General features: G+C 73.6%; 17 protein-coding genes and 6 pseudogenes. 11 read left to right on the top strand and 12 right to left on the bottom strand.

What is annotated here, in order from left to right:
• Positions 1–7 precede the first annotated feature (7 nt).
• Complete coding sequence (locus HDC93_RS17510; RefSeq protein WP_185011840.1) at positions 8–868, top strand: class II fructose-bisphosphate aldolase; 861 nt, start codon at positions 8–10, stop codon at positions 866–868.
• Here the strand turns inward: HDC93_RS17510 and HDC93_RS17505 are convergent.
• A complete protein-coding gene (locus HDC93_RS17505) occupies positions 858–1,988 on the bottom strand; it encodes a methyltransferase (RefSeq protein WP_185011995.1) in 1,131 nt (376 codons plus the stop codon). The genes HDC93_RS17510 and HDC93_RS17505 overlap by 11 nt on opposite strands.
• 68 nt (positions 1,989–2,056) lie before the next feature.
• Between HDC93_RS17505 and HDC93_RS17500 the strand changes: the two genes are divergently transcribed.
• From HDC93_RS17500 to HDC93_RS17485, 4 genes are all read left to right on the top strand, one after another.
• On the top strand, positions 2,057–2,698 hold the full coding sequence (locus tag HDC93_RS17500; protein WP_185011839.1) for an alpha-ketoglutarate-dependent dioxygenase AlkB: 642 nt from the start codon (positions 2,057–2,059) through the stop codon (positions 2,696–2,698).
• Between the two features lie 88 nt (positions 2,699–2,786).
• Positions 2,787–4,034 carry an ROK family protein gene (locus HDC93_RS17495; protein WP_185011838.1) on the top strand — a complete coding sequence of 416 codons (1,248 nt, stop codon included), beginning with the start codon at positions 2,787–2,789 and terminating at the stop codon, positions 4,032–4,034.
• Positions 4,035–4,140: 106 nt separating this feature from the next.
• Positions 4,141–5,067: an NAD(P)-dependent oxidoreductase gene (locus tag HDC93_RS17490; protein ID WP_398985514.1), complete on the top strand. Its 927-nt coding sequence runs from the start codon at positions 4,141–4,143 to the stop codon at positions 5,065–5,067.
• An 11-nt stretch (positions 5,068–5,078) separates the two neighbouring features.
• Positions 5,079–5,501: a PPOX class F420-dependent oxidoreductase gene (locus HDC93_RS17485; RefSeq protein ID WP_185011836.1), complete on the top strand. Its 423-nt coding sequence runs from the start codon at positions 5,079–5,081 to the stop codon at positions 5,499–5,501.
• Positions 5,502–5,520: 19 nt separating this feature from the next.
• Here the strand turns inward: HDC93_RS17485 and HDC93_RS17480 are convergent.
• Positions 5,521–5,745: pseudogene (locus tag HDC93_RS17480) on the bottom strand (phosphotriesterase); the annotation flags it as partial.
• A gap of 7 nt (positions 5,746–5,752) precedes the next feature.
• Here HDC93_RS17480 and HDC93_RS38430 point away from each other — a divergent pair.
• Positions 5,753–5,866: pseudogene (locus HDC93_RS38430) on the top strand (phosphotriesterase); the annotation flags it as partial.
• 13 nt (positions 5,867–5,879) lie between these two features.
• Here HDC93_RS38430 and HDC93_RS17475 read toward each other — a convergent pair.
• Positions 5,880–6,456, bottom strand: a pseudogene (locus tag HDC93_RS17475) (DUF4865 family protein).
• Positions 6,457–6,466: 10 nt separating this feature from the next.
• Complete coding sequence (locus tag HDC93_RS17470) at positions 6,467–7,030, bottom strand: TetR/AcrR family transcriptional regulator (protein ID WP_185011835.1); 564 nt, start codon at positions 7,028–7,030, stop codon at positions 6,467–6,469.
• A gap of 169 nt (positions 7,031–7,199) precedes the next feature.
• Between HDC93_RS17470 and HDC93_RS17465 the strand changes: the two are divergent.
• Together HDC93_RS17465 and HDC93_RS17460 are read left to right on the top strand one after the other, a co-directional pair.
• Positions 7,200–7,483 (top strand): annotated as a pseudogene (locus HDC93_RS17465) (SHOCT domain-containing protein); the annotation flags it as partial.
• A pseudogene (locus HDC93_RS17460) lies at positions 7,476–7,805 on the top strand (FtsX-like permease family protein); the annotation flags it as partial. The pseudogenes HDC93_RS17465 and HDC93_RS17460, both read left to right, overlap by 8 nt.
• Before the next feature lie 71 nt (positions 7,806–7,876).
• Here HDC93_RS17460 and HDC93_RS17455 read toward each other — a convergent pair.
• Both HDC93_RS17455 and HDC93_RS17450 read right to left on the bottom strand, forming a co-directional pair.
• On the bottom strand, positions 7,877–8,410 hold the full coding sequence (locus tag HDC93_RS17455) for an ATP-binding protein (protein WP_185011834.1): 534 nt from the start codon (positions 8,408–8,410) through the stop codon (positions 7,877–7,879).
• Positions 8,411–8,593: 183 nt separating this feature from the next.
• Complete coding sequence (locus HDC93_RS17450; protein WP_185011833.1) at positions 8,594–8,917, bottom strand: hypothetical protein; 324 nt, start codon at positions 8,915–8,917, stop codon at positions 8,594–8,596.
• 500 nt (positions 8,918–9,417) lie between these two features.
• Here HDC93_RS17450 and HDC93_RS17445 point away from each other — a divergent pair, with 500 nt between their 5' ends.
• The gene (locus HDC93_RS17445; protein ID WP_185011832.1) at positions 9,418–10,542 is read left to right on the top strand and encodes a PLP-dependent cysteine synthase family protein; all 1,125 of its coding nucleotides are present in this window, start codon (positions 9,418–9,420) and stop codon (positions 10,540–10,542) included.
• A gap of 57 nt (positions 10,543–10,599) precedes the next feature.
• Here the strand turns inward: HDC93_RS17445 and HDC93_RS17440 are convergent.
• Together HDC93_RS17440 and HDC93_RS17435 are read right to left on the bottom strand one after the other, a co-directional pair.
• Positions 10,600–11,066: pseudogene (locus tag HDC93_RS17440) on the bottom strand (SRPBCC family protein).
• 62 nt (positions 11,067–11,128) lie between these two features.
• Complete coding sequence (locus HDC93_RS17435; protein WP_031108646.1) at positions 11,129–11,959, bottom strand: DeoR/GlpR family DNA-binding transcription regulator; 831 nt, start codon at positions 11,957–11,959, stop codon at positions 11,129–11,131.
• 291 nt (positions 11,960–12,250) lie between these two features.
• On the opposite strand from HDC93_RS17435, the gene HDC93_RS17430 reads away from it, so the two are divergent.
• Positions 12,251–14,638, top strand: a complete 2,388-nt coding sequence (locus tag HDC93_RS17430) for a hypothetical protein (protein WP_185011831.1) — start codon at positions 12,251–12,253, stop codon at positions 14,636–14,638.
• A 12-nt stretch (positions 14,639–14,650) separates the two neighbouring features.
• Here HDC93_RS17430 and HDC93_RS17425 read toward each other — a convergent pair whose 3' ends face one another.
• The 4 genes from HDC93_RS17425 to HDC93_RS17410 form a co-directional block, all read right to left on the bottom strand.
• On the bottom strand, positions 14,651–17,086 hold the full coding sequence (locus tag HDC93_RS17425; RefSeq protein WP_185011830.1) for a right-handed parallel beta-helix repeat-containing protein: 2,436 nt from the start codon (positions 17,084–17,086) through the stop codon (positions 14,651–14,653).
• Between the two features lie 229 nt (positions 17,087–17,315).
• Entirely contained in the window at positions 17,316–17,921 is a 606-nt protein-coding gene (locus tag HDC93_RS17420) for a hypothetical protein (protein WP_185011829.1), read from the bottom strand.
• 163 nt (positions 17,922–18,084) lie between these two features.
• The gene (locus tag HDC93_RS17415; protein WP_185011827.1) at positions 18,085–18,912 is read right to left on the bottom strand and encodes an MOSC domain-containing protein; all 828 of its coding nucleotides are present in this window, start codon (positions 18,910–18,912) and stop codon (positions 18,085–18,087) included.
• 44 nt (positions 18,913–18,956) lie between these two features.
• A complete protein-coding gene (locus HDC93_RS17410) occupies positions 18,957–19,379 on the bottom strand; it encodes a DUF6643 family protein (RefSeq protein ID WP_031111223.1) in 423 nt (140 codons plus the stop codon).
• A 296-nt stretch (positions 19,380–19,675) separates the two neighbouring features.
• Between HDC93_RS17410 and HDC93_RS17405 the strand changes: the two genes are divergently transcribed.
• Positions 19,676–20,989 (top strand): TerD family protein, encoded by a 1,314-nt coding sequence (locus HDC93_RS17405; protein ID WP_185011825.1) that lies wholly within the window; start codon positions 19,676–19,678, stop codon positions 20,987–20,989.
• Positions 20,990–20,992 lie beyond the last annotated feature (3 nt).

Here is a 20,992-nt window from a genome sequence, read left to right as displayed (position 1 = left end):
AGACCCCGTGCCCCTCACCACCACCAGCGACCTCGTCACCGCCGCCGCGGCCACTCGCTCGGCCGTCGCCTCCTTCAACGTCATCACCCTGGAGCACGTCGAGGCCGTCATCGCGGGTGCCGAGCAGGTGCGCGCCCCCGTCGTCCTCCAGGTCAGCGAGAACGCGGTCAAGTTCCGCGGCGGACACCTGCTCCCGCTCGCCCGCGCGGCCGTAGCGGCCGCCGAACACGCCGCCGTCCCGGTCGCGTTGCACCTCGACCACGTGCAGAGCGACACCCTGCTGCACCAGGCCGCGGACGCCGGCTTCAGCTCCGTCATGTACGACGCGGCCCGGCTGCCCTACGCGGACAACCTCGCCGCGACCCGGGCGGCGGTCGACCGGGCGCACGCCCAAGGGCTCTGGATCGAGGCCGAGCTGGGCCAGATCGGCGGCAAGAACGGCAGACCCCCGCTGGACGCGCACGCCCCCGGCGCCCGCACCGACCCCGACGAGGCCCAAGTCTTCGTCGCCGACTCGGGTGTGGACGCCCTGGCCGTCGCCATCGGCAGCTCCCACGCCATGACCACCCGCACGGCGGCCCTCGACCACGCCCTGCTCAAGCGCCTGTCGGCCGCACTGGACGTCCCGCTCGTCCTGCACGGCTCCTCCGGTGTCCCGGACGACGAACTCACGGCTGCGGTCGCGGGCGGCATCACCAAGGTCAACATCGGAACGGCCCTGAACATCGCGCTGACCGGCGCGATCCGGGAGTTCCTCGTCGAACGGCCCGAGGCGGTCGACCCGCGCAGCTATCTGACCCTCGCGCGGCAGGCGATGACACGGGCGGTGGCGAGGACCCTCCAGACCCTCGGCGCCGCTACCGCTTGACGGCCTTCAGCACCACGAACTTCGGGTCGCTCGCGACGAGCCGGCTGTTGCCGAACAGCTTGCGCAGCTTGACGTGGTAGCCCAGGTGCCGGTTGCCGATCACCCACAGCTCCCCGCCCGGCCGCAGCGCGCGCCGCGCCCCGGTGAACATCCGCCAGGCCGTGGCGTCCGTCGTCGCCTGGTGGGAGTGGAACGGCGGGTTGTTCAGGACCAGGTCGACACTGCCGGACGGCACCCCCGCCAGCCCGTCACCGACCCGGAACTCGGCATGCCCCGCCACGCCGTTCGCCTTGTACGTCGCCTCGGCCGAGGCGACGGCCTGGAAGGACTCGTCCACGAACAGCACCTCGGCGTCCGGGTCGGCCAGCGCCACCGAGGTGCCCACCACGCCGTTGCCGCACCCCAGGTCCACCACCCGGCGGCCCCGTGCCTCAGGCAGATGGTGCAGGAAGAACCGCGTCCCGATGTCGAGCCGGTCGGCGCAGAAGACGCCCGCGTGATTGACGACCGTGCCTCCCGCGGCGGGACCGATGCCGTCCGGCAGCGTGTAGACGTACGGCCATGGATTGCCGGGCCGCTCCAGGGCGGGATCCGGCGCGCAGAAGATCAGCCGGGCCTTCTTCTCGGCCAGCGAGGTGCGGGTCGGGCCGAGGATCCGCTCGAACAACGTCAGCGTCGAGGTGTGGATCTCCTTCACCATGCCCGTGCCGACGACGACCGTCCCCGCGTGCACGGCCGGAGCCAGGCGCAGCAACTGGTCCTCCAGCAGCGCCAGGCTCTTCGGCACCCGCACCAGCAGCACGTCGATCCGCTCCGGCGGCGGATCCTGCGTGGTGAGCAGCCGCACCGCGCCCGGCTCGACACCGGCCCGCGCGAGGTTGGCCCGGGTCGCCTCCTGTGCGAGGTGGGAGTCGGTGATCTGCACGGGCCGGTGCGCGGCGAGCGCCGTGACCAGGGCTCCCCACCGGTCCCCGACGACCACGACCGTGCCGTCCAGCGGCACCCGCTCCTCGGCCAGGTGCCTCAGCAGGTATGCGTCCGAGGCGTCCCAGGCGCGCAGGCTGTCGCGCGGGTCCTCGGGGAAACGGGTCAGCGCCGGCTCGCCCCACGGCGTCGTCATACGGTCGTTCATCGTGCGACCAGGCTAGCCGAGCCCCAGCTCAGGGCGTGTCGGGCACCATGGAAGGCATGGACGCCGAGCTGTTCCCCAGGGCCCGTACGCACCTCGCGCCCGGCGCCGTGCACCTGCCCGACTGGCTGGACGCCGCACAACAGCGCGCGTTGCTCGACGCCTGCCGCGACTGGGCCCGGCCGCCCGCGGGCCTGCGCACGGTCCGCACACCCGGCGGCGGCACCATGACCGCCCGGCAGGTCTGCCTCGGCTGGCACTGGTACCCGTACGCCTACGCACGCACCGTCGCCGACGGGGACGGCGCCCCGGTCAAGCCGTTCCCGGGGTGGCTCGGCGACCTGGGCCGCCGGGCGGTCCGCGACACCCTCGGCGGGCCCGCGCCGGACTACGACATCGCACTGATCAACTTCTACGACGCCGACGCCCGCATGGGCATGCACCGCGACAGCGACGAGAAGTCCGACGCGCCGGTGGTGTCGCTGAGTCTCGGCGACACCTGCGTCTTCCGCTTCGGCAGCACCGAGACGCGCACCCGGCCCCACACCGACGTCGAGCTGCGCAGCGGCGACCTGTTCGTCTTCGGTGGCCCGTCCCGCCTGGCCTACCACGGGGTCCCACGCGTCCACGCGGGCACGGCGCCGCCCTCACTGGGCCTGACGGGCCGGCTCAACATCACCCTCCGGGTCAGCGGCCTCTGATGCCCGGCCGCACGCATCGCCGCTGCTCCCCGCCGCCGGGCAGGCGGGCTCGGCCACCATCCCGGCGGATCATGGGAGACTCGCCCTCATGAGCGGGAAGGCGGACCCCCGGCAGGCGGGGAACGGGAGCACCTCGAGAGCACGGCTGGACCGGGGGCGCGGAGCACTCGGACCCGCACTGGAACTCGTGCACACCGGACGCGCGCCGACCCGGGCCGTGCTCACCGCCGAGCTCGGGGTGACACGGGCGACGGCCGGTGCGGTCGCCGCCGAGCTGGAGGCGCTCGGGCTGATCCGGGTCGACGCCCGGCCCGGCGCGGCGGCCGGTTCGCAGGGCAGGCCGTCCCACAAACTGGCCGTCGCCGACGACGGGCCCGTCGCACTCGCCGCGCAGGTGCACGCCGACGGGTTCCGGGCGGCGCTGGTCGGACTGGGCGGCCGGATCGTCGCCACCGCGCCCGGCTGCGAGGTCGTCGACGCCGACCCGGCCAAGGTGCTCGCCTCCGTCGTCACGGCCGGCGCCGAGTTGCTGCGCGAGACCGGACTGCGGTGCGTGGGGGCGGGGCTCGCCGTGCCCTCCGCCGTCGCCGAACCCGAGGGGCTGGCCCTCAACCCCCTCCACCTGGCCTGGCCCGCGGGCGCGCCCGTCCGGGACATCTTCGCCGAGCAGGTACGCGCGGCCGGCCTCGACGGGCCCGCGTTCGCCGCGAACGACGTCAACCTCGCCGCGCTCGCCGAGCACCGGCACGGCGCCGGCCGCGGCTCCCGCGACCTGCTGTGCGTGGCCACCGGCCACCGTGGCGTCGGCGGCGCGCTCGTCCTCGACGGCCGCCTGCACCGGGGCAGTTCGGGCCTGGCGCTGGAGGTCGGGCACCTCACCGTGCACCCCGAGGGCCGACCCTGCCACTGCGGCAGCCGCGGCTGCCTCGACGTGGAGACCGACCCGCTGGCCTTCCTCAAGGAGGCCGGACGCGAACCGGGTCCCGAGGTGTCCCTGCTCCAGCAGTCCATCGACCTGATCCGCCACCACTACGACGACCCGGGCGTGCGCACCGCCGCCGAGGCCCTCATCGACCGCCTCGGCCTGGGCCTCGCCGGCCTGGTCAACATCCTCAACCCGGACCGCATCATCCTCGGCGGGCTGCACCGCACCCTCCTCGACGCCGACCCCGGCCGGCTGCGCGCGGTCGTGGCCGACCGCAGCCTGTGGGGCCAGAGCGGCGGCGTCCCCATCCTGCCCTGCACCCTCGACCACAACAGCCTGGTCGGCGCGGCGGAACTGGCCTGGCAGCCGGTCCTGGACGACCCGTTGGGGGCGCTGACCGCGCAGGGGTGAGCGGGCACCGGGCGCGATCGCGCGAGACTGACCCCACCGGTATCAGGCTTGGCCGCGCCGCTTCCGGGAAGGCGCGCCGCCGAGCGGGCAGGCTGGGTCGCAGGCAATCCGTCCGCACCGCACCACCGAGGAAGGTGACGCAATGACCGACAAGCTCACCGTGAGCGTCCTGGGCACCGGCATCATGGGCGCGGCGATGGCCCGCAACCTCGCCCGGGCCGGACACACCGTCCACGCCTGGAACCGCACCCGGGCCAGGGCCGAGCCGCTGGCAGCCGAGGGCGTGCGGATCGCCGACACCCCCGCGCAGGCCGTCCAGGACGCCGATGTCGTCCTGACCATCCTCTACGACGGTCCCGCCGCGCTGGACACGATGCGCGAGGCCGCCTCCGCCCTGCGCCCCGGCACCGCCTGGGTGCAGTCCACCACCGCGGGCATCGAGGGCGTCGCCGAGCTGGCCGCCTTCGCCCGCGAGCACGGCCTGGTCTTCTACGACGCCCCCGTCCTGGGCACCCGCCAGCCCGCCGAGGCCGGGAAGCTGACCGTGCTCGCGGCCGGTCCCACCGAGGGCCGCGAGAAGGTGACGCCGGTCTTCGACGCCGTCGGCGCCCGGACCGTGTGGAGCGGCGAGGACGGGGCGCAGGGTGGTGCTACCCGGCTGAAGCTCGTCGCCAACAGCTGGGTCCTCGCGGTCACGGCCGCCGCAGGCGAGGCCCTCGCCCTGTCCGAGGCCCTCGGCGTCGATCCCCGCGGCCTCTTCGACCTCGTCGCCGGTGGCCCGCTCGACATGGGCTATCTGCGTGCCAAGTCCGAGCTCGTTCTCGAGAGCAGGCTCACGCCGCCCCAGTTCGCCGTGAGCACCGCCGCCAAGGACGCCCGGCTGATCGTCGAGGCCGGCACCGCACACGGTGTCCGCCTGGACGTCGCCGAAGCGGCCGCCGCCCGCATGGAGCGTGCCGCCGCCCAGGGCCACGCCGACGAGGACATGGTCGCGGCGTACTTCGCCAGTTTCGACGAGAAGACCGACTCCTAGGAGGTTCCCCCATGTCCAAGCCGCCGCTGCCGCCCGAGGCCGACGGCCTGCTGAGCCGGCCCAACCCGTGCGTCATGGCCACCCTGCGCTCCGACGGCGCACCCGTCTCCGCCGCCACCTGGTACGCGTGGCAGGACGGCCGTGTACTGATCAACCTCGACGAGGGCCGGGTACGGCTGAAGCATCTGCGCCGCGACCCGCGCGTCACCCTCACCGTCCTCGCCGGCGACAACTGGTACACCCACGTCACCCTCATCGGCCGCGTCACCGAGATGTACGACGACGAGGACCTGGCCGACATCGACCTCCTCGCCCGGCACTACACCGGCAAGCCCTATCCGGACCGCGACCGCCGCCGGGTCAGCGCCTGGATCGAGGTCGACCGCTGGCACGGCTGGGGCTCCTTGAAGGACAGCGATCAGGCCGGCGGCTGAGACCCGTTGACCAGGCCGGTCAGCGCCACTCGGTCCCGAACGCCCGGCCCGGGTTCTCCGTGAGGATGCGCTCGACCAGCTCCTCGCCCACGGCGTGCACGAGCCGGGGGCGCGCCCGGCGCAGCAGGTAGGGCATCCCGGGGCCGCCGTCCACCGAGCGGGCGGCGGCCATGGTGGTGTCCGCGCCCAGCAGCACCCGGTCGCCGAACCCGGCGTCGGCGAGGGCCCGTACGGCCTCCGGCAGTCCCCGGCTGCCCGGCCAGGAGCTGCGCAGCGTGCCGACGGCGCGGGCGCAGCTGGTGGCGTTCCGGGAGCAGGGCGGTGGGGCCGTCGTGCAGTGGACGCCGTACGGGCTCGGGCGGCGGGTGCGGACCGCGCTCACCACCGGCGTCCCCGGGGCAGCCGGTCCCGGCCCGGCGCGGACAGGCGCAGCACCTCGAACACCTCGCCGTCGGCCTTGGGCGAGTCCTGCTCCCAGAGGCTGAAGTGCACAGCTCCCAGCGGCTCGTGTCGAAGGCCGCGGCGGCGCACAGGGCCCCGTCCTGCGCCGCCGGCCGCCGCGCCTCGCCCACCCCGTCCTCCACGGATTCGGCCAACGGCGCGCCGTCCGGAACGGGTTGGCGGTGCCGTACCGCGAACCGCGCGTGCGAGCCGTCGCCTTCCTCGTACGCGAGGCCCGTCCACTGGCGTGCCGACGGCCGCCCGAAGTCGTCGCTGACTCCCTGGAACCCGCCGCCCCACAGGAGGGAGTTCATCCCGTCGACCGGTTCCAGAGGGAGAAGGGGGCGTAGGCGTTGACCGGCGAGCCGCGCAGGCCGCGCTCGCGGATCGGATAGGCCTTGAGGCCGAGCCCGGCCCAGTCGTCGAGCACATGCCCCCGGCGGGCGACGCGGTCGCGGATGATGCCCATGTCGTACCCGGCGGGCAGGGTGATCTCGTACTGCAGGGCGTGCATCGAGGTCTTCTCAAGAGGTCCGGGGTGCCAGCAGGGAGAGCAGCCCCCGGACCCCCGCGTCGAACACGGCGGGGGAGCCGGAGGCGCGGGCGAGGACGTAACCGCCCTGGACGGTCGCGACGACCGCCGCCGCGATCTCCCCGGCGTCCAGGCCGGGCGCGAACTGGCCCCGCGCCTTGCCCTCTTCGACGATCCCGGCGATCCGCCCGCGCAGCCACTCGAGCGTCTCGTCGACCGGCGCGCGCAGCTCGGGGCTCGCGATCACGTCCGGGTCCATCGTCAGCCGGCCGACCGGGCAGCCCCGCAGCACGTCCCGCTCGCGCCGCAGATACGCCTCGATGCGCTCGTAGGGCGTGCCCGGGCCGTCGAGTACTCCCGCGGCGGTAGCGCGCATCTCCTCGGCGGTCCGCCGGATCGCGGCCAGGGCGAGACCGGGCTTGCCCTTGAAGTGGTGGTACATGCTGCCCTGCCCGGCGTCCGCGCGCTCCAGGATCGCCTTGGGGCTGGTGCCCGTGTAGCCGCGCTCCCACAGCAGCTCGCGGGTGGACTCGATCAGCCGTTCCGAGGTGCTCATGGTGCCACTGTACATACCAGTAGTTACAGAAGTGAGCGGGCGGGGGACAGAAGAGTCCCGCCCGCCCACTCCCCCTGGGGTACGCACGGTGCCGCTGGCCGTACGACGACCGGGGAGACCTCGCCGGACGACTCTCGAAAGCGACACCGCACACGAAGCGATCGAGGAGTTGGACGACACGCAGACCCTGGCGAACTTCGGCGGCGGCGGGCCCGGCCCGTGGATCCTGCTCCTTGCGGTGATCTGGGCGCTGGTGATCGGCGACGGCATCGTGCTGCTGCGCCGCACGGTGTGGGCGGACGCCGCGGCGGCTCCTGGGGGCGGCCCACCGCCGAGAGCGACTCGCCCCTCGCCGTACTCGGCCGCCGCTTCGCCTCCGGCGAGATCGACGAGGACGAGTACTGGCGCCGACTGTCCGTGCTGAACGAGGAGTTCGGCCGCAAGGACCCTGGCGATCCACGAACGCACCCGCGAACTGGGCCTGCTGAGGGCCGTCGGCCAGACCCGGGCCCAACTGCGGGCCATGGTCCGCTGGGAGTCGGTCCGGGTCGCCGCCTTCGGCGCGGCCGGCGGGCTCGCCCTCGGCGCCTTCCTCGGCTGGGTCCTCGTCAGGGCCTCGGGCGGCGCGAGCGACAGTGCCTTCGCCTTCGCGACGCCACCCGCCCAACTGGCCGTCGTGGCCCTCGTGGGACTCGCCGCCGGCGCCCTGGCGGGGCTGCGCCCGGCCCGGCGCGCGGCACGCCTGGACGCGCTGCGGGCCGTCGCCGCGGACTGACGCACGCCCCGGGCGCACACCCAGGCGATGTGCGCCCCCGGTGCCCCGAGGGGACGGTGGTCACCGCCCGGTCAACCGGCAACGGCGGACCGGGCGGGAGCATGGTCGGGCCGGAGCCCGTCGGTGGCAGCGCCGACCTCGGCGAACCGGCGCGCCGGCTTCTCCTGGACCGTGCGCCGCGAGCGGAGCGACGGCGACGTCACCACGGGGGCGGACGTCGGCAGGGTGAACCACACGACCTTGCCGGACTCGCCGTCCGGCCGGACGCCCCAGCTCTCGCTCATGGCGGCCACCATCGCGAGCCCACGCCCGCAGGTCGCCAGCGGCTCGGCCTCGTCGATCACGGGCATCCGCGGATCCCCGTCGCGCACCGAGACCGTGAGCCGGTCGAGCAGCAGCTCCATCTCCACGGTGCACGTCTTGTCCGGCTGGGCATGCCGGTGGACGTTGGACAACAGCTCCGTCACGCCGAGCGAAGCCCGGTCGATCAGGGGGTCGAGATGCCAGTAGCGCAACTGCGCAGATACGATTCTGCGGACCTGGCCGATCCGCGACGGCAGGGCTTGGAGCTCCACCGTGCAGTGCCTGCTTGGGTAGCTGATCACGGCTGCGACTCCCCGACGTGAGGTCCGGAAGAACACGGGATTCGGATCCAGCAGGGCGCCTGCGTGACACTGCCGCCTGCTGTCGTGGCCGGCGGGCTGGTTCGCAGCGTTATCGCCGGTAAACCCAGAGTGACGTGAGACCAGAGTGACGCAGGGGATGAGGTACCGCAACTCGCGGACATCTCAGTCGCCACGCCCCGCTGCCCGGCGCACGGCTTCGATGAAGCGCCGCGCGGCCGGCGGGCCGGCCTCTCCCGGCGCGGGGTCGTGGTCGCCCAGGGTGAGCAGGTACCGCTTGCCGTTGAGATCCGCCGTGGCCCGGTCATCGGGGCCGAACCAGGGCCTGGAGGCGCGCACGGCCTGCACCGGCGCGCTGTCGATCTCACTGCCGTAGCTGGTCAGCAGCTCGAGCCGGCCATCGCTGATCCGGACCTGGCCGGCCCGGGTGAGCGACCGCAGCCGCTTCCCGATCCGCACGCCCGTGGCCCTGAACTCCGGTTCTCCCATGCCACCCGCCCCCTAGTGCGCGTCGGCGTACCGGCCCGCTGCGCGCGGTGCCCGGTACGGGCTCGTGTCCTGATCCAGTGTGCCCCGTCCGGACGCATGGTCCCCTCCGGGTGGTGCGCCCGCCCGTCCCGCACCCCGGCCCGGCCGTGCGGTGTGCCCTCCGGCTCACGCCCCGGGGGGCGTTGCCGATGCCCGGACGCCTGCTCCGGGAGGCGGTCGTGCCTGCGCTCACCCCGTCCGGGGCCTTGGTCCCGCCGTGCAGTCTGCCCCCGCCCGGCGCCGAGCACCAGTGCCCGCGAGCCCCCTGACTGGGGGCGCCCGCAGCACACCTGCGAATGCGCCCCCGGGACCGCGCGCCCCCTTGCCCCGGGTCCTGCCCCTGGGGGCGCTTTGGGGGGCTCAAAGAAGCGTTTATGCAGGTGAGAAGCGTGCACCGGGTGTCTATGATCGGAGCTGTCGGCCGCGCGACGCGTCGTCGGCGCGGAGCGTTAGGAGCCCCCGTGAGCACGCCCCAGCAGACCCGGACCGGCGAGACCCTCGACGTCGACCACAGCGACGCCGGCTACCGGGCCTGGCTCAAAGAAGCCGTCCGCAGAGTCCAGGCGGACGCCAACCGCTCGGCCGACACCCACCTGCTGCAGTTCCCCCTGCCGGAGCGCTGGGGCATCGACCTCTATCTGAAGGACGAGTCGACCCACCCCACCGGCAGCCTCAAGCACCGCCTCGCCCGCTCCCTCTTCCTGTACGGCCTCTGCAATGGCTGGATCCGGCCGGACCGGCCCGTCATCGAAGCCTCCAGCGGCTCGACGGCCGTCTCCGAGGCGTACTTCGCGAAGCTGATCGGCGTGCCCTTCATCGCCGTCATGCCGCGCACGACGAGCGCCGAGAAGATCCGCCTCATCGAGTTCCACTCCGGCCGCTGCCACTTCGTGGACGACTCGCGCACGATGTACGAGGAGTCCGCCCGCCTCGCGGCCGAGACCGGCGGCCACTACATGGACCAGTTCACCTACGCCGAACGGGCCACGGACTGGCGCGGGAACAACAACATCGCCGAGTCCATCTTCCGCCAGCTGCGCCTGGAGCGGTTCCCCGAGCCGGCGTGGATCGTCGCCACGGCTGGCACCGGCGGCACCTCCGCGACCCTCGCGCGCTACGTCCACTACATGCAGTACGACACCCGCGTCTGCGTGGCCGACCCCGAGAACTCGTGTTTCTTCGAGGGCTGGACCACCGGCGATCCGGACGTCACCTGCGACTGCGGCTCCCGCATCGAGGGCATCGGCCGGCCCCGCATGGAACCGAGCTTCGTACCCGGCGCGATCGACCGGATGATGAAGGTGCCCGACGCGGCCAGTGTCGCCGCCGTTCGGGCCCTGGAGCGCGCCATCGGCCGCAAGGCCGGCGGCTCGACCGGCACCGGGCTGTGGAGCGCGCTGAAGATCGTCGCCGAGATGGTGTCCGAGGGGCGGCAGGGCAGCGTCGTGACCCTGCTGTGCGACCCGGGGGACCGGTATCTCGACAAGTACTACTCGGACGCCTGGCTGGCCACGCAGGGGCTCGACACCAGGCCGTACACGGCCGCGATCGACTCGCTTCTGGAGACGGGCGTCTGGCCCGGCTGAGGCGCCGGTCCGGCTGAGGCGCCGACCGTGCCGGACCGGCCGACCGGAGCCGGTCCCTCAGACCGCCAGCCGCCGTTCCAGCGCCCGCACGGCGTCCCGCAACGCGCGCGCCTGGCCTCCGCGCGCCACCCTCAGGGCCAGCCGGTACGGGGCCGTCCCGTCGGTGGCGAACGTCCACGCAGCCGGGTGCCGGTGCCGGCCGGTGCGAGCCGCCACTCCTCGGTTATCGCCCGCACGCCGGGCAGATTGGTGACGTCGACGCGATAGGCGTACACCTCGGGTGCCGTGGCCGCGACGATCGACTCACGGAACCGGACGCCACCGGTGAGCGTGATGTCGCGTCCGGCACCGCCGTCGACCGGGCGGGCTGTCGTCGCCTGCGGGAACCACTCGGCCCAGCCGGGCACGTCCTCGAGCGCGCCGTAGACCGCCTCCACCGGAGCGGCCAGCTCCCGCACGAAGACGTGGCGGACGGGCGCGGCCTCGATGAAGTCGAGCCCCACCGGGCGCAGTCGACGGGCCATGGACGCAGCCCTCCTGGACGGGAGCGGGTGGTGCCGGAAGCGTCACCCTGGCTGGCGCCCCGTCAGATGTCTGCGTCGTCCTCGGGCTCCCCGGCCACCACCAGCCGCCGCAGATGCTCCGTGACCACCCCGCGTGCCTCGTCCGGCAGGCCGGCGTCCGTCACGAGCGTGTCGATCCGCTCCAGCGAGGCGAACGAACTCAGGCCCACCTTGCCCCACTTGGTGTGGTCGGCGACCACGACCACGCGGCGGGCCGACTGCACGAGCCGCCGGTTCGTCTCGGCCTCCGCGAGGTTCGGCGTCGACAGGCCGGCCTCGACCGATATGCCGTGCACGCCGAGGAACAACAGGTCGAAGTGGAGCGCCGCGATGGCCTGGTCGGCCACCGGCCCCACCAGCGAGTCGGAGGGCGTGCGCACCCCGCCCGTCAGCACGACCGTGGCCGCGCCCTGCCGCGGGCCGGAGGTGCGCTGCGCCGCGTGGAACACGTCGGCGACCCGCACCGAGTTGGTGACCACCGTGAGGTCCGGGACGTCCAGCAGCTGGTGCGCGAGCGCGAAGGTCGTCGTACCGCCCGACAGGGCGATCGCCGCGCCGGGCGCGACCAGCTTGGCCGCGGCGCGCGCGATGTCCTCCTTGGCGGTCAGCTCCAGGCCGGACTTGGCCTCGAAGCCGGGTTCGTGCGTGCTCGCCTCGACCACCGGGACCGCGCCGCCGTGCACCTTCTCCAGCACGCCCTGGCGGGCCAGCGCGTCGAGGTCGCGGCGGACGGTCATGTCCGACACGCCGAGCTTGCGGGTCAGCTCGTTGACCCGGACACCGCCCCGGCGGCGGACCTCGTCGAGGATCAGGGATCGCCGCTGCTCCGCGAGGAGGTTCTGATTCTCGCTCACGTACGCTCCGGTCCTTTCGCCTCAATGCCGTCCGACACACCCTGCACCGGCTCCGACTGGGACATTCTTCCTGGCTCCGGTGCGAGGACGTCCCATCCTCGCATGTCGCGAAGCGGAGAGCGTCACTGCGCCCGCTCGTCGCGCACATGCCACAGTCGGCTCGTCTCCGCGCTCCGCTTCATCACGGATCGGGGAGATTCCGTGACAGGAGGTGTGGGGCGCCGCGGAAGTGGAGATCCTTGTGCCCGCACGGACGGAGCAGACGGCGTGTCACGGGGGAAGTGCGAATCAGTGGAACGTGCGCAGGAACAGGCCTCGACCGGCGGACCGGACGGTCCCGCGGCGCGGCCCGGCGAGCCCGCGACCGCCCTGGAACTCCTGGTCCACGGCGTGGGCGGCACTACGCCGCAGGAGATGCTGAACGACCCGCGGACGGTGCGGATCACCGGCGACCACACCGCGGCGGTCTTCCGGCGCGCCGACGACGTCGACGCCGAGCGCAGCCCGGACGACCGCCGCCGTGACGGACCGGTGCCCGAGGCCTACGTCTGGTGCAACCTCACCTCCGGCAACGGCACCCGCGCCCTGTGGCTGCTGCTCCTGCCGTTCATGGTCGTCAACCTCGCCCACTGGATGCGCCCCACCGCCCACGGCCGCCGCCGCACCGTGCGCCTGTACGGCCTTCTGGTGCGGCTCGCGGGGCTCACACTGACGGTGCTGCTCGTCGCCGCGGCCTGCGAGGTCGCGCTCGACCTGGCGGCCTGGCAGTGCGCGGGCACCGCGGCGTGCGCGGACCGCCACTCCTGGCTGGGCTTCCTCTCGCCCACCGTCTCGGACGGCGGCTGGTGGAGCGCCCCCGGCCGCAGGCTCGCCCTCGCCGCCGTCGTGCCCACCGCCCTGACCGTCCTGCTCTGGTACCTGTCCCGCCGCACGTGGAGCGACTACGAGTCCCAGCAGCCCGTCGAGCGTGCCCCCGAGCCCGAGGCGGAGGGCGGCCCGACCGCACTCGGCCGGCCCGGATTCTGGTACGGGCGCCGACTGGTGGCCCGGTTGCGTGCCGCACACACCGCCGCGGGCCTGATCACGGTTGCCGCCGCGGTCGGCAGCGCCGCCGCCCGCCACGACCGGCGCCCCGGCGGCCCGGCCGTACTCGACACCCTGGGGCTGGTGCTCGAATCGGCTCTCGCCGTCTGCGCCGTCGCCGTGGTGTGGGTGGTCTGCCGCCGCGGCCGCAGCGAGAAGCGCCTGGACCGCACCCTCGACGGACGTTTCGTACGGCGCCTGCCGCTGGCCGCACTCGTCCTGCTCGCCCTCGCCGTGCTGTACGCCGGGTGGGAGCGCCCGGGGTGGACGTCGGAAGGCCGGCTGCCCGGTGACACGACCTTCGGTGCGATCGCCCTGGTGCAGGGCCTGCTGGTGATCGTCCTCGGCGTCGTGGCGTACGTCCTGCACCGCACCGACCCCGACCGGCGGGCGGTGCTGCGGGGCCTGGGCGGACCCGCCGTGGCGATGCTGGCCTGCGCCCTGGGCGGAGTGATGTCCGGTGGTGTGTCCCAGCGCGTGTCCGACTGGCTGGACGGCACCGGGGCGTCGATCGACGGCCCGCCGGTGCTGCTGACCTGGCAGGCGTCCGTGATACCGCCGCTGCTCGTCGTACTGCTCGGGCTCTTCGGCTGGCTGGCCCACCGCGCCTGGCAGCTCGCCCGCGCCGAGCGCGTCGCGGTGGCACTCGACTACCCGGACGAGGCCCAGGACCGCGCCCGCACCCGGCGTATCGCCTACACCCGCGCGATGGCCTCCCTCACCGACCGGGGACCCCGCGTCGTCGCCGTCACCTCCGGCGTCACCCTGCTGCTCGGCGCCGGAGCCCTCGTGGGCGCCCTCGCCACCGACGAGACCCCGGGCGAGGCCGCGCAGGGCACCTACCCCGTCGTCCACGGCGCCGCCGAGACCGCACAGGCCCTCGGCTCCTGGATGATCGGCCTCGGCTTCATACTCTTCGTCACCTGGGGCCGACGCGCCTACAAGGACGCCGCCGCCCGCCGCACCATCGGCATCCTGTGGGACGTCGGCACCTTCTGGCCCCGCGCCTCCCACCCCTTCGCCCCGCCCTGCTACGCCGAGCGCGCGGTGCCCGACCTGACCTGGCGGATGGCGACCTGGACGCGTGCCACCGGCGGACGGCTGGTCATCTCCGGGCACTCGCAGGGCAGCGTGCTCGCCGCCGCCGCGGCCTGGCAACTCGCCCCGTCCGCCCGCAAACGGGTCGCGCTGCTGACCTACGGTTCCCCGCTGGAACGCCTCTACGGCCGCTGGTTCCCGGCGCACTTCGGGCCGGCCGCGCTCGCTTCCCTGCACCGGGACGTCGACTGCTGGCGCAACCTCTACCGGCTCACCGACCCCATCGGAGGCCCGATGCGCCTGCCCGGCGCACAGGTCGACCACGCCCCCCTGATGGACCCCCTCGCCTACGGCCGCACCGCGCTCCTGCCGCTGCCCGCGCCGATCCTCGGCCACTCCGACTACCAGGCCGACCCGGTCTTCGCCGAGGAACGCCGCAAGCTGCTGGCCCGACTGCGGCCGACGGCCCCGGATGTCCCCGAAGGGGAGGCTCCGGCGGGACCGGAGGCGCCGGAGGTGCCTTCGCCACGGCACGAGCCCGAGCCGCCCGCCGCATAGGCGGGCGCCTCCTCAGAGCACCTCGGGGAGGTCCTCGGTGTAGAGCAGCGTCAGGTCGTCCGTGCTCGGCTCCGGAAGCTGGGCGACCCGGCTCGCGTGCCGCTCGACCATGGCCTCGAAGGTCTGCCGTGCGGTACGGCCGTTGCCGAACGCCGGGCCCTTGGGGAGCACCGTGAAGTACTTCCGCAGGCCGTCCGCCGCTCCCGGTGCCAGCCGGTACTCGTGCTCCTCGGCCTGCTGCTCCACGATCCGCAGCAGGTCCTCGGGGCCGTAGTCGCTGAAGGTGATGGTCCGCGAGAAGCGGGACGCCACACCCGGGTTGACGGACAGGAAGCGCTCCATCTCGGCCGTGTAGCCCGCGACGATCACCACGACGGCGTCCCGGTGATCCTCCATCAGCTTCACCAGCGTGTCGATGGCCTCCTTGCCGAAGTCGCGGCCCGCGTCCTGCGGGGACAGCGCGTACGCCTCGTCGATGAACAGCACACCGCCGCGCGCCTTCTCGAAGGCCTCCTGGGTGCGGATCGCCGTCGAGCCGATGTGCTCACCGACCAGGTCGACCCGGGACACTTCCACCAGGTGGCCCTTCTCCAGCACGCCGAGGGAGGCGAGGATCTCGCCGTAGAGCCGCGCGACCGTCGTCTTGCCGGTGCCGGGGGAGCCGGTGAAGACCAGGTGCCGCTTGACCGAGGCCGCCTTCAGGCCGGCCTGTTGCCGGCGCCGGCCGACCTCGATCATGTCGGTGAGGGCGCGCACCTCGCGCTTGACGCTCTCCAGGCCCACCAGCGCGTCGAGTTCACCGAGGACGTCCTTGGAGGAGCGGGCCGGTTCCTCGGGCTCGACGGCCGGTGCCGGGGGCTCCGGTTCGGCGCGGGGCACCGGGACTCCGCCCAGCAGACCGGGGGAGTGGTTCACCGTCTGCACGGCCGTCTCGGGCGCGGCGGGCGCACGCAGCCCCGCGCTCTCGTCGCTCGTGCAGTCCTCCATGAGCGGGCTCGCTTTAGAGGCCGCGTCCGCGCCGCTGTCCGCGAACTCGTAGCCCCCGCGCGCGCACCGCTCCGTGCGGCACTTCCGCAGCGTCGTACGGCTGCCGTCGATCACATGGAAGCCGTAGCCGCCGCTGCCCGTGACCCGGCAGCACAGGAAGCTGCCCCGGCCGCCGGCCGAGACGTAGACACCGGCCTCGGCGGGGGAGTCGATCGTGCAGCGCTCCACGGTGGGGTCGGCGCCCTTGGTGACGATCACGCCGGTCTGGGTGCCGTCCACCGTGCAGTTGTTCAGCGTGCCGCCGCTGCCGTGGTCGCGGAACCAGGCGCCCGTCGCCGCGTCCCGGATCCGGCAGTCGTCGAGCTGCGCGGTCGCGCCGTCGCTCACCGACACGGCCGTGTTGCGCACCTGCGACAGGTCGGTGTCGACGACGTCGGCGCGCGAGCCGCGGTCGAGCACGAACAGCGCGTCCGGCACGTCGTGCACCCGGCACGAGTCCAGGACGGCGGTGGCGCCGTCGCTGACCCACACCGCCGGGTAGTCGCCCGTGCTGTCGAAGATCTCGCACTGGTTGGCGTCGACGCGGGTGCCCGGGTCCCACACCGACAGGCCGTTGCGCCCGAACTGCCGCACGGTGGTGCGCGTGAGCGTCAGGACGGAACGGGAACGCAGGTCGACCGCGTTCTCCGGGATGTCGTGGATGCGGCAGTCGGCGAGCGTCAGCACGGCGTCCGTGTCGAGCGTGACCCCGTCGGCCGTGGTGCGGTGCACGTCGCAGTCGGTGAGGTGCGCGGTGGCGCGGCCGGTGATCTGCACACCGCTGCCCCGGACTTCGTAGATCTCGCAGCCCACCGCCTCCAGCGCGGAGTTCTCCCCGGTCGCCGACAGGCCCGAGCCCGAGGTGTGGTGCACCCGGCAGCGCTCCAGGCGGGGATGGGCACCGCCGCGCACGGCGACGCCCGCCTGGCCGGCCGCGACGACCTCGCACTCCTCGAACACCCCGCCCGCGCCGTCGAGTACGGCGATGCCGATGCCCGCCGGGTTGTCGACCGCGCAGCGCCGCACCGTGGGCCGGGCGCTGCCGCGGACCTCGATGCCGGCCGCCGACCGCGTCACGACCCGCACGTCCCGCAGCTCCGGGGTGCCCTCCTCCACCAGCACGGCGGGGGCGGCAGCATCCTGGCCCTCCACGTGCAGGTCGTGCACCACCGCAGAGGCGCGCACGGTCAGCGGCACACCGTCCACGGGCGCGATGCGCACCGAGCCGGGGGAGCCCTCGGGACCGCGCAGGGTCACCGCGCGGTGCAGGACGAGGTTTTCCCGGTAGGTGCCGGGCGCGACGGTGAGGACGTCCCCGTCGGCCGCGGCCTCCAGGGCGGCGGCGAGCGATGCGTACTCACCCGTGCGGCGCCGCCACCGCGACGTGCCGGTGTGCGTCACCTGGACCGTGCCCTGTGCCATGGTGTAGCTGTGCCCCCACCTCGGTCGTACTGATGGCTCGTCCGCCGTCGGGGCGCTCCACTCCGGGGTCGCGACCGCGGCCGAGCCCGCCCTTTTGGGCCTGGGCGCGCACGCGGCATCGACACCGGCGCGTCCCTGAGGCTCGCTCGCGCGCGGGTTGTGCCGAACGGTTCGGCCGGACCACCGTAGCGTGCGCGCGCGTGGTGGGTTGACCAGAGTCGGAAGGCGGTCAGCTGCCGGTGCCCGTCCTGCCCCAGTCCGGGCCCGCCTTGTCCCATGCATGGTCCCAACGGGCGTACCGGCGGCGGACCATGCGCCAGACGATCAGCCGTCTGCCGCCCTCGATGAGACCGCCCGCCGCCAGGGCGGCGCCGAAGCCGGCGAGGACCGCGTGCGTCGAGGCCGTCGCGGAGTCGAGCGGGCGGGCCACCATCCGGCCGTGCCGGTCGGTCCAGATCCGGAACGTGTCGCCCTGCTGCGGGTTCTTGAGGCTCGCCAGCACCGGGCCCTGATGCGGGGTGCCGTCCGGCGCGGTCCAGTCGGCGAGGACGCGGTTGCGCAGATCCCGGCCCGACGAGGTCTCGGGGTCGGAGTCCAGCGGGGAGCGGTCCAGCTTGCGGACCACCGTGGCCGTCACCAGATGCCGCGCCTCGTGCTGTGACCGGACGGAACGCTGCAGCGCGTCCTGAGCCGTGTCCCCGACGAGCGAGCCGACCACCGGGGCGGCCAGCAGGATCAGCAGCAGGGCGGCCAGCGCCACCCAGGCCTCGGCCAGGTCGGTCGCGCGGCACAGCGGATTGCGCCGCCAGCGCCAGAGCCCCCTGATCGCTCGCACCGCCTGCACCCCCTTCCCGCTCCGTGATACTCCCCGGCGGAGCCGTCCACGCGCGGACCCGGCGAAGAGGGAGCCACATCACCTCTCCCCGGGGCCTCTCACGAATTTCTCACACAAGCCCAACGCCCGGGCCCGCGGCACGGTTCCCGCCCCGCTCGCAGAGCTATTCGACGATCCTGACCGGGTCCCCGACCCGGATCGTGCCGCGGGACAGCGGCACCAGGTTCTGCCCGAAGACCAGCTTGCCGTCGAGGCGGCGGTGCCGTCCGAGGCTGTACAGGGGCTCGCGGCCGCGCTCGCCGGTGTCCTGGTCGGTGGTGGTCACCACGCACCGGCCACAGGTCTTGGCCACGCGGAAGGGCACGTCGCCGATGGTGAGGCGCGACCAGTCGTCCTCGGCCCAGGCGGGGGCGCCCGCCACGACCACGTTGGGCCGGAAGCGGTTCATGGGCAGCGGGCCCTCACCGGCGTACTCGCCCTGCGCGATCAGGGAGTTGAGGGCGTCGAGCGAGGCCGTCGTGGTGAGCAGCAGCGGAAAGCCGTCGGCGAAGGAGACGGTCTCACCGGGCCGCGCGTACTCCGCGGCGACGGGCCGGCGCGTGGCCGGATCGTCCATGTACGCCAGTCGCACGGCGGTGCCGAGGCAGGAGCTGAACCAGGCGTGCGTGGCCTCGTCCTCGGCCTCGACCGCCTCGACCATGTCGCGGAAGATCTCCACCGGCACGAGGACGGACGGACGGGGGACGGGCACCGTCAGCGGTGGCATGCCGGGCGCCGACAGACGCACGGCGCCACCGGGCCGAGGCTCGGCGGCGACGAGTGCGAGGCGCGGCAGCAGGCGTTGCGTGACGACCTTTCCCCCGTCGTCGATCAGCACCCAGCGCCGGTCTCCGGCCAGCCCCCAGGGCTCCACGGCGGCCTCCCGGGGCGCGATGCCCCGGACCGCCTTGACCGGATGAACGTGGATCGAGTGCAGGTGAGCGTTCCCCATGGGGCCATCGTGCCAGCCGGCACCGACAGCTCCCGGAGGTCGGCTCAGTACCCGCGGTACTGCTGGTTGTTGTACGGGTCCTGATAGGGAGCCGGGGCCGGCCGGGGAGCGGCGGGTCGCATCGCCTCGTAGCCCGCGGGGGCCGCCGGACGCGGCTGCTGCGGACCGGGGTAGCCGCGCGGAGCGGTGGCCTGCTGCGGGATGTACGCCGCGGGCGCCTGTTGCAGCGGTGCGGGCTGCTGCGCCTGCGGATAGCCGTAGGCGGGCTGGGAGGGCGCGGCCGGAAGGGCGGGCAGCGCCGAGGGAAGTGCGGGCAGGTGGCTGCCCGGCATGTCGTACTGAGCGGGGACCCGGATCGGGGCGATCTGCGGGGTGCCCCGCTCGGCGACGAGCCTGTCGTAGATCGGGGTGTCCGGGAAGGAGGCGGAGTAGTAGCCGCCGCCATAGGTGGAGCGGGGGGAGGTCATGGCACATAAGTTAAGCCCACGATGTGCTGGTTGGGGAGACCGATAAGAGGGTTGTTTTCCGTGTCCGCAGTGACCCGGGATCCCCAATGCGAGCGAACTCGGCAAAAAGGGGCGCCGAACGAGGCTCTGATCGTGTAAAGGCCGAGTTCCGGGCGGGTTACCAGCGGTTGGCCGTGGTCTTCCGCGCGGTCGCGCATGGGACTTCGTCGCGGCAACGAATAGGTTGTGCGCACGGAACTCGATGAACCGCCGGGACGTGCCTGGCGCGGTGACTCGCAATGGGGGCGGACATGCACATGCTGAAAGGTTCAAACACGCCGGTGCCCACCGCGGCGCTGCGGGTGGAATTGGGATGGCGAACCGGACCCGGAGTGCCCGACGCCGACGCCTCCGCCCTGCTGTTGGTGAGCGGCAAGGTCCGCTCCGACGCGGACCTCGTCTTCTACAACCAGCCCGCGCACTCCTCCGGTGCCGTCCGGCACGAGGGCAAGCGCGACGCCGGCGGCCGGGTGACCGACACCCTCCTCGTCGACCTCGCGCGCGTGGAGCCCGAGATCGAGACACTGGTCCTCGCCGCCTCCTCCGACGGCGGCGCGTTCGGACAGGTCCCCGACCTGTACATCGAAGTCCAGGATGCGGCCCAGGGCGCGCCGGTGGCACGTTTCGACAACCCGGGCGCCACGACTGAAACCGCTCTCGTGCTGGGCGAGTTCTACCGCCGCCAGGGTTCCTGGAAGTTCCGCGCCGTCGGTCAGGGCTACAGCAGCGGCCTCGAAGGGCTGGCCACGGACTACGGCATCACGGTGGACGAACCCCAGCAGGCGGCACCTGCACCTGCACCGGTCGCGGCTCCGGCGCCTCCCGCCGCCCCGCCGCCCGCCGCGTACACGCCCCCGCCGCCCGCCGCGTACACGCCCCCGCCGATGCCCCAGTCCGCGCCGCCGCCCCCGCCCGCCGCGCCGCCCGCGCCCGTCCGCCTCACCAAGGTGACGCTCACCAAGGCGTCCCCCTCCGTCTCCCTCACCAAGCAGGGCGGCACATCCGGTGCCCTGCACGTGAACCTCAACTGGGAGATGCGCAAGCAGTTCTCGGGGTGGAGCAGCAAGTTCGGGCGCCCGACGGCGATGCACTCCGACCTCGACCTCGACCTGTGCGCGCTGTACGAACTCGACGACGGCAGCAAGGGCGTCGTCCAGGCCCTCGGCAACAGCTTCGGGGCGCTGCACCAGCCTCCGTACATCCACCTCGACGGCGACGACCGCACCGGAGCCGTGTCGAGGGGTGAGAACCTCACCGTCAACCTCGACCACAAGAACGCCTTCCGGCGCATCCTGGTCTTCGTCACCATCTACGAGGGCGCCCGCTCGTTCGCCGACCTGCACGCCTCGGTCACGCTCCGGCTGCAGCACGGCGCGCCGATCGAGTTCTCCCTCGACGAGTGCACGGTCCCCTCCCTGGTGTGCGCGCTCGCCCTGATCACCAATACCGGCGGCGACCTGATCGTCCAGAGGGAGGCCCGCTACCTGGTACCCGACCGCGGGGTGAGCCCGCAGCGGACCGTCGACCACGCCTACGGGTGGGGCATGAACTGGACCCCTGGCAGGAAGTGACTT

The sequence above is a fragment of the Streptomyces sp. AK010 genome, from assembly GCF_014207295.1.
GTDB lineage: Bacteria > Actinomycetota > Actinomycetes > Streptomycetales > Streptomycetaceae > Streptomyces > Streptomyces massasporeus.
The sequence above is the reverse complement of the archived record's forward strand: the minus strand, read 5'-3'. Positions and strand labels throughout refer to the sequence as shown.

Bases quoted from the DNA above. Each gene is read 5' to 3' on its own strand.
- HDC93_RS17450 (WP_185011833.1), bottom strand. From the start codon at position 8,917: ATGGGAGAACCGGAGTTCAGGGCCACGGGCGTGCGGATCGGGAAGCGG.
- HDC93_RS17425 (WP_185011830.1), bottom strand. From the start codon at position 17,086: ATGGCACAGGGCACGGTCCAGGTGACGCACACCGGCACGTCGCGGTGG.
- HDC93_RS17505 (WP_185011995.1), bottom strand. From the start codon at position 1,988: ATGACGACGCCGTGGGGCGAGCCGGCGCTGACCCGTTTCCCCGAGGAC.
- HDC93_RS17500 (WP_185011839.1), top strand. From the start codon at position 2,057: ATGGACGCCGAGCTGTTCCCCAGGGCCCGTACGCACCTCGCGCCCGGC.
- HDC93_RS17485 (WP_185011836.1), top strand. From the start codon at position 5,079: ATGTCCAAGCCGCCGCTGCCGCCCGAGGCCGACGGCCTGCTGAGCCGG.
- HDC93_RS17495 (WP_185011838.1), top strand. From the start codon at position 2,787: ATGAGCGGGAAGGCGGACCCCCGGCAGGCGGGGAACGGGAGCACCTCG.
- HDC93_RS17410 (WP_031111223.1), bottom strand. From the start codon at position 19,379: ATGACCTCCCCCCGCTCCACCTATGGCGGCGGCTACTACTCCGCCTCC.
- HDC93_RS17415 (WP_185011827.1), bottom strand. From the start codon at position 18,912: ATGGGGAACGCTCACCTGCACTCGATCCACGTTCATCCGGTCAAGGCG.
- HDC93_RS17470 (WP_185011835.1), bottom strand. From the start codon at position 7,030: ATGAGCACCTCGGAACGGCTGATCGAGTCCACCCGCGAGCTGCTGTGG.
- HDC93_RS17405 (WP_185011825.1), top strand. From the start codon at position 19,676: ATGCTGAAAGGTTCAAACACGCCGGTGCCCACCGCGGCGCTGCGGGTG.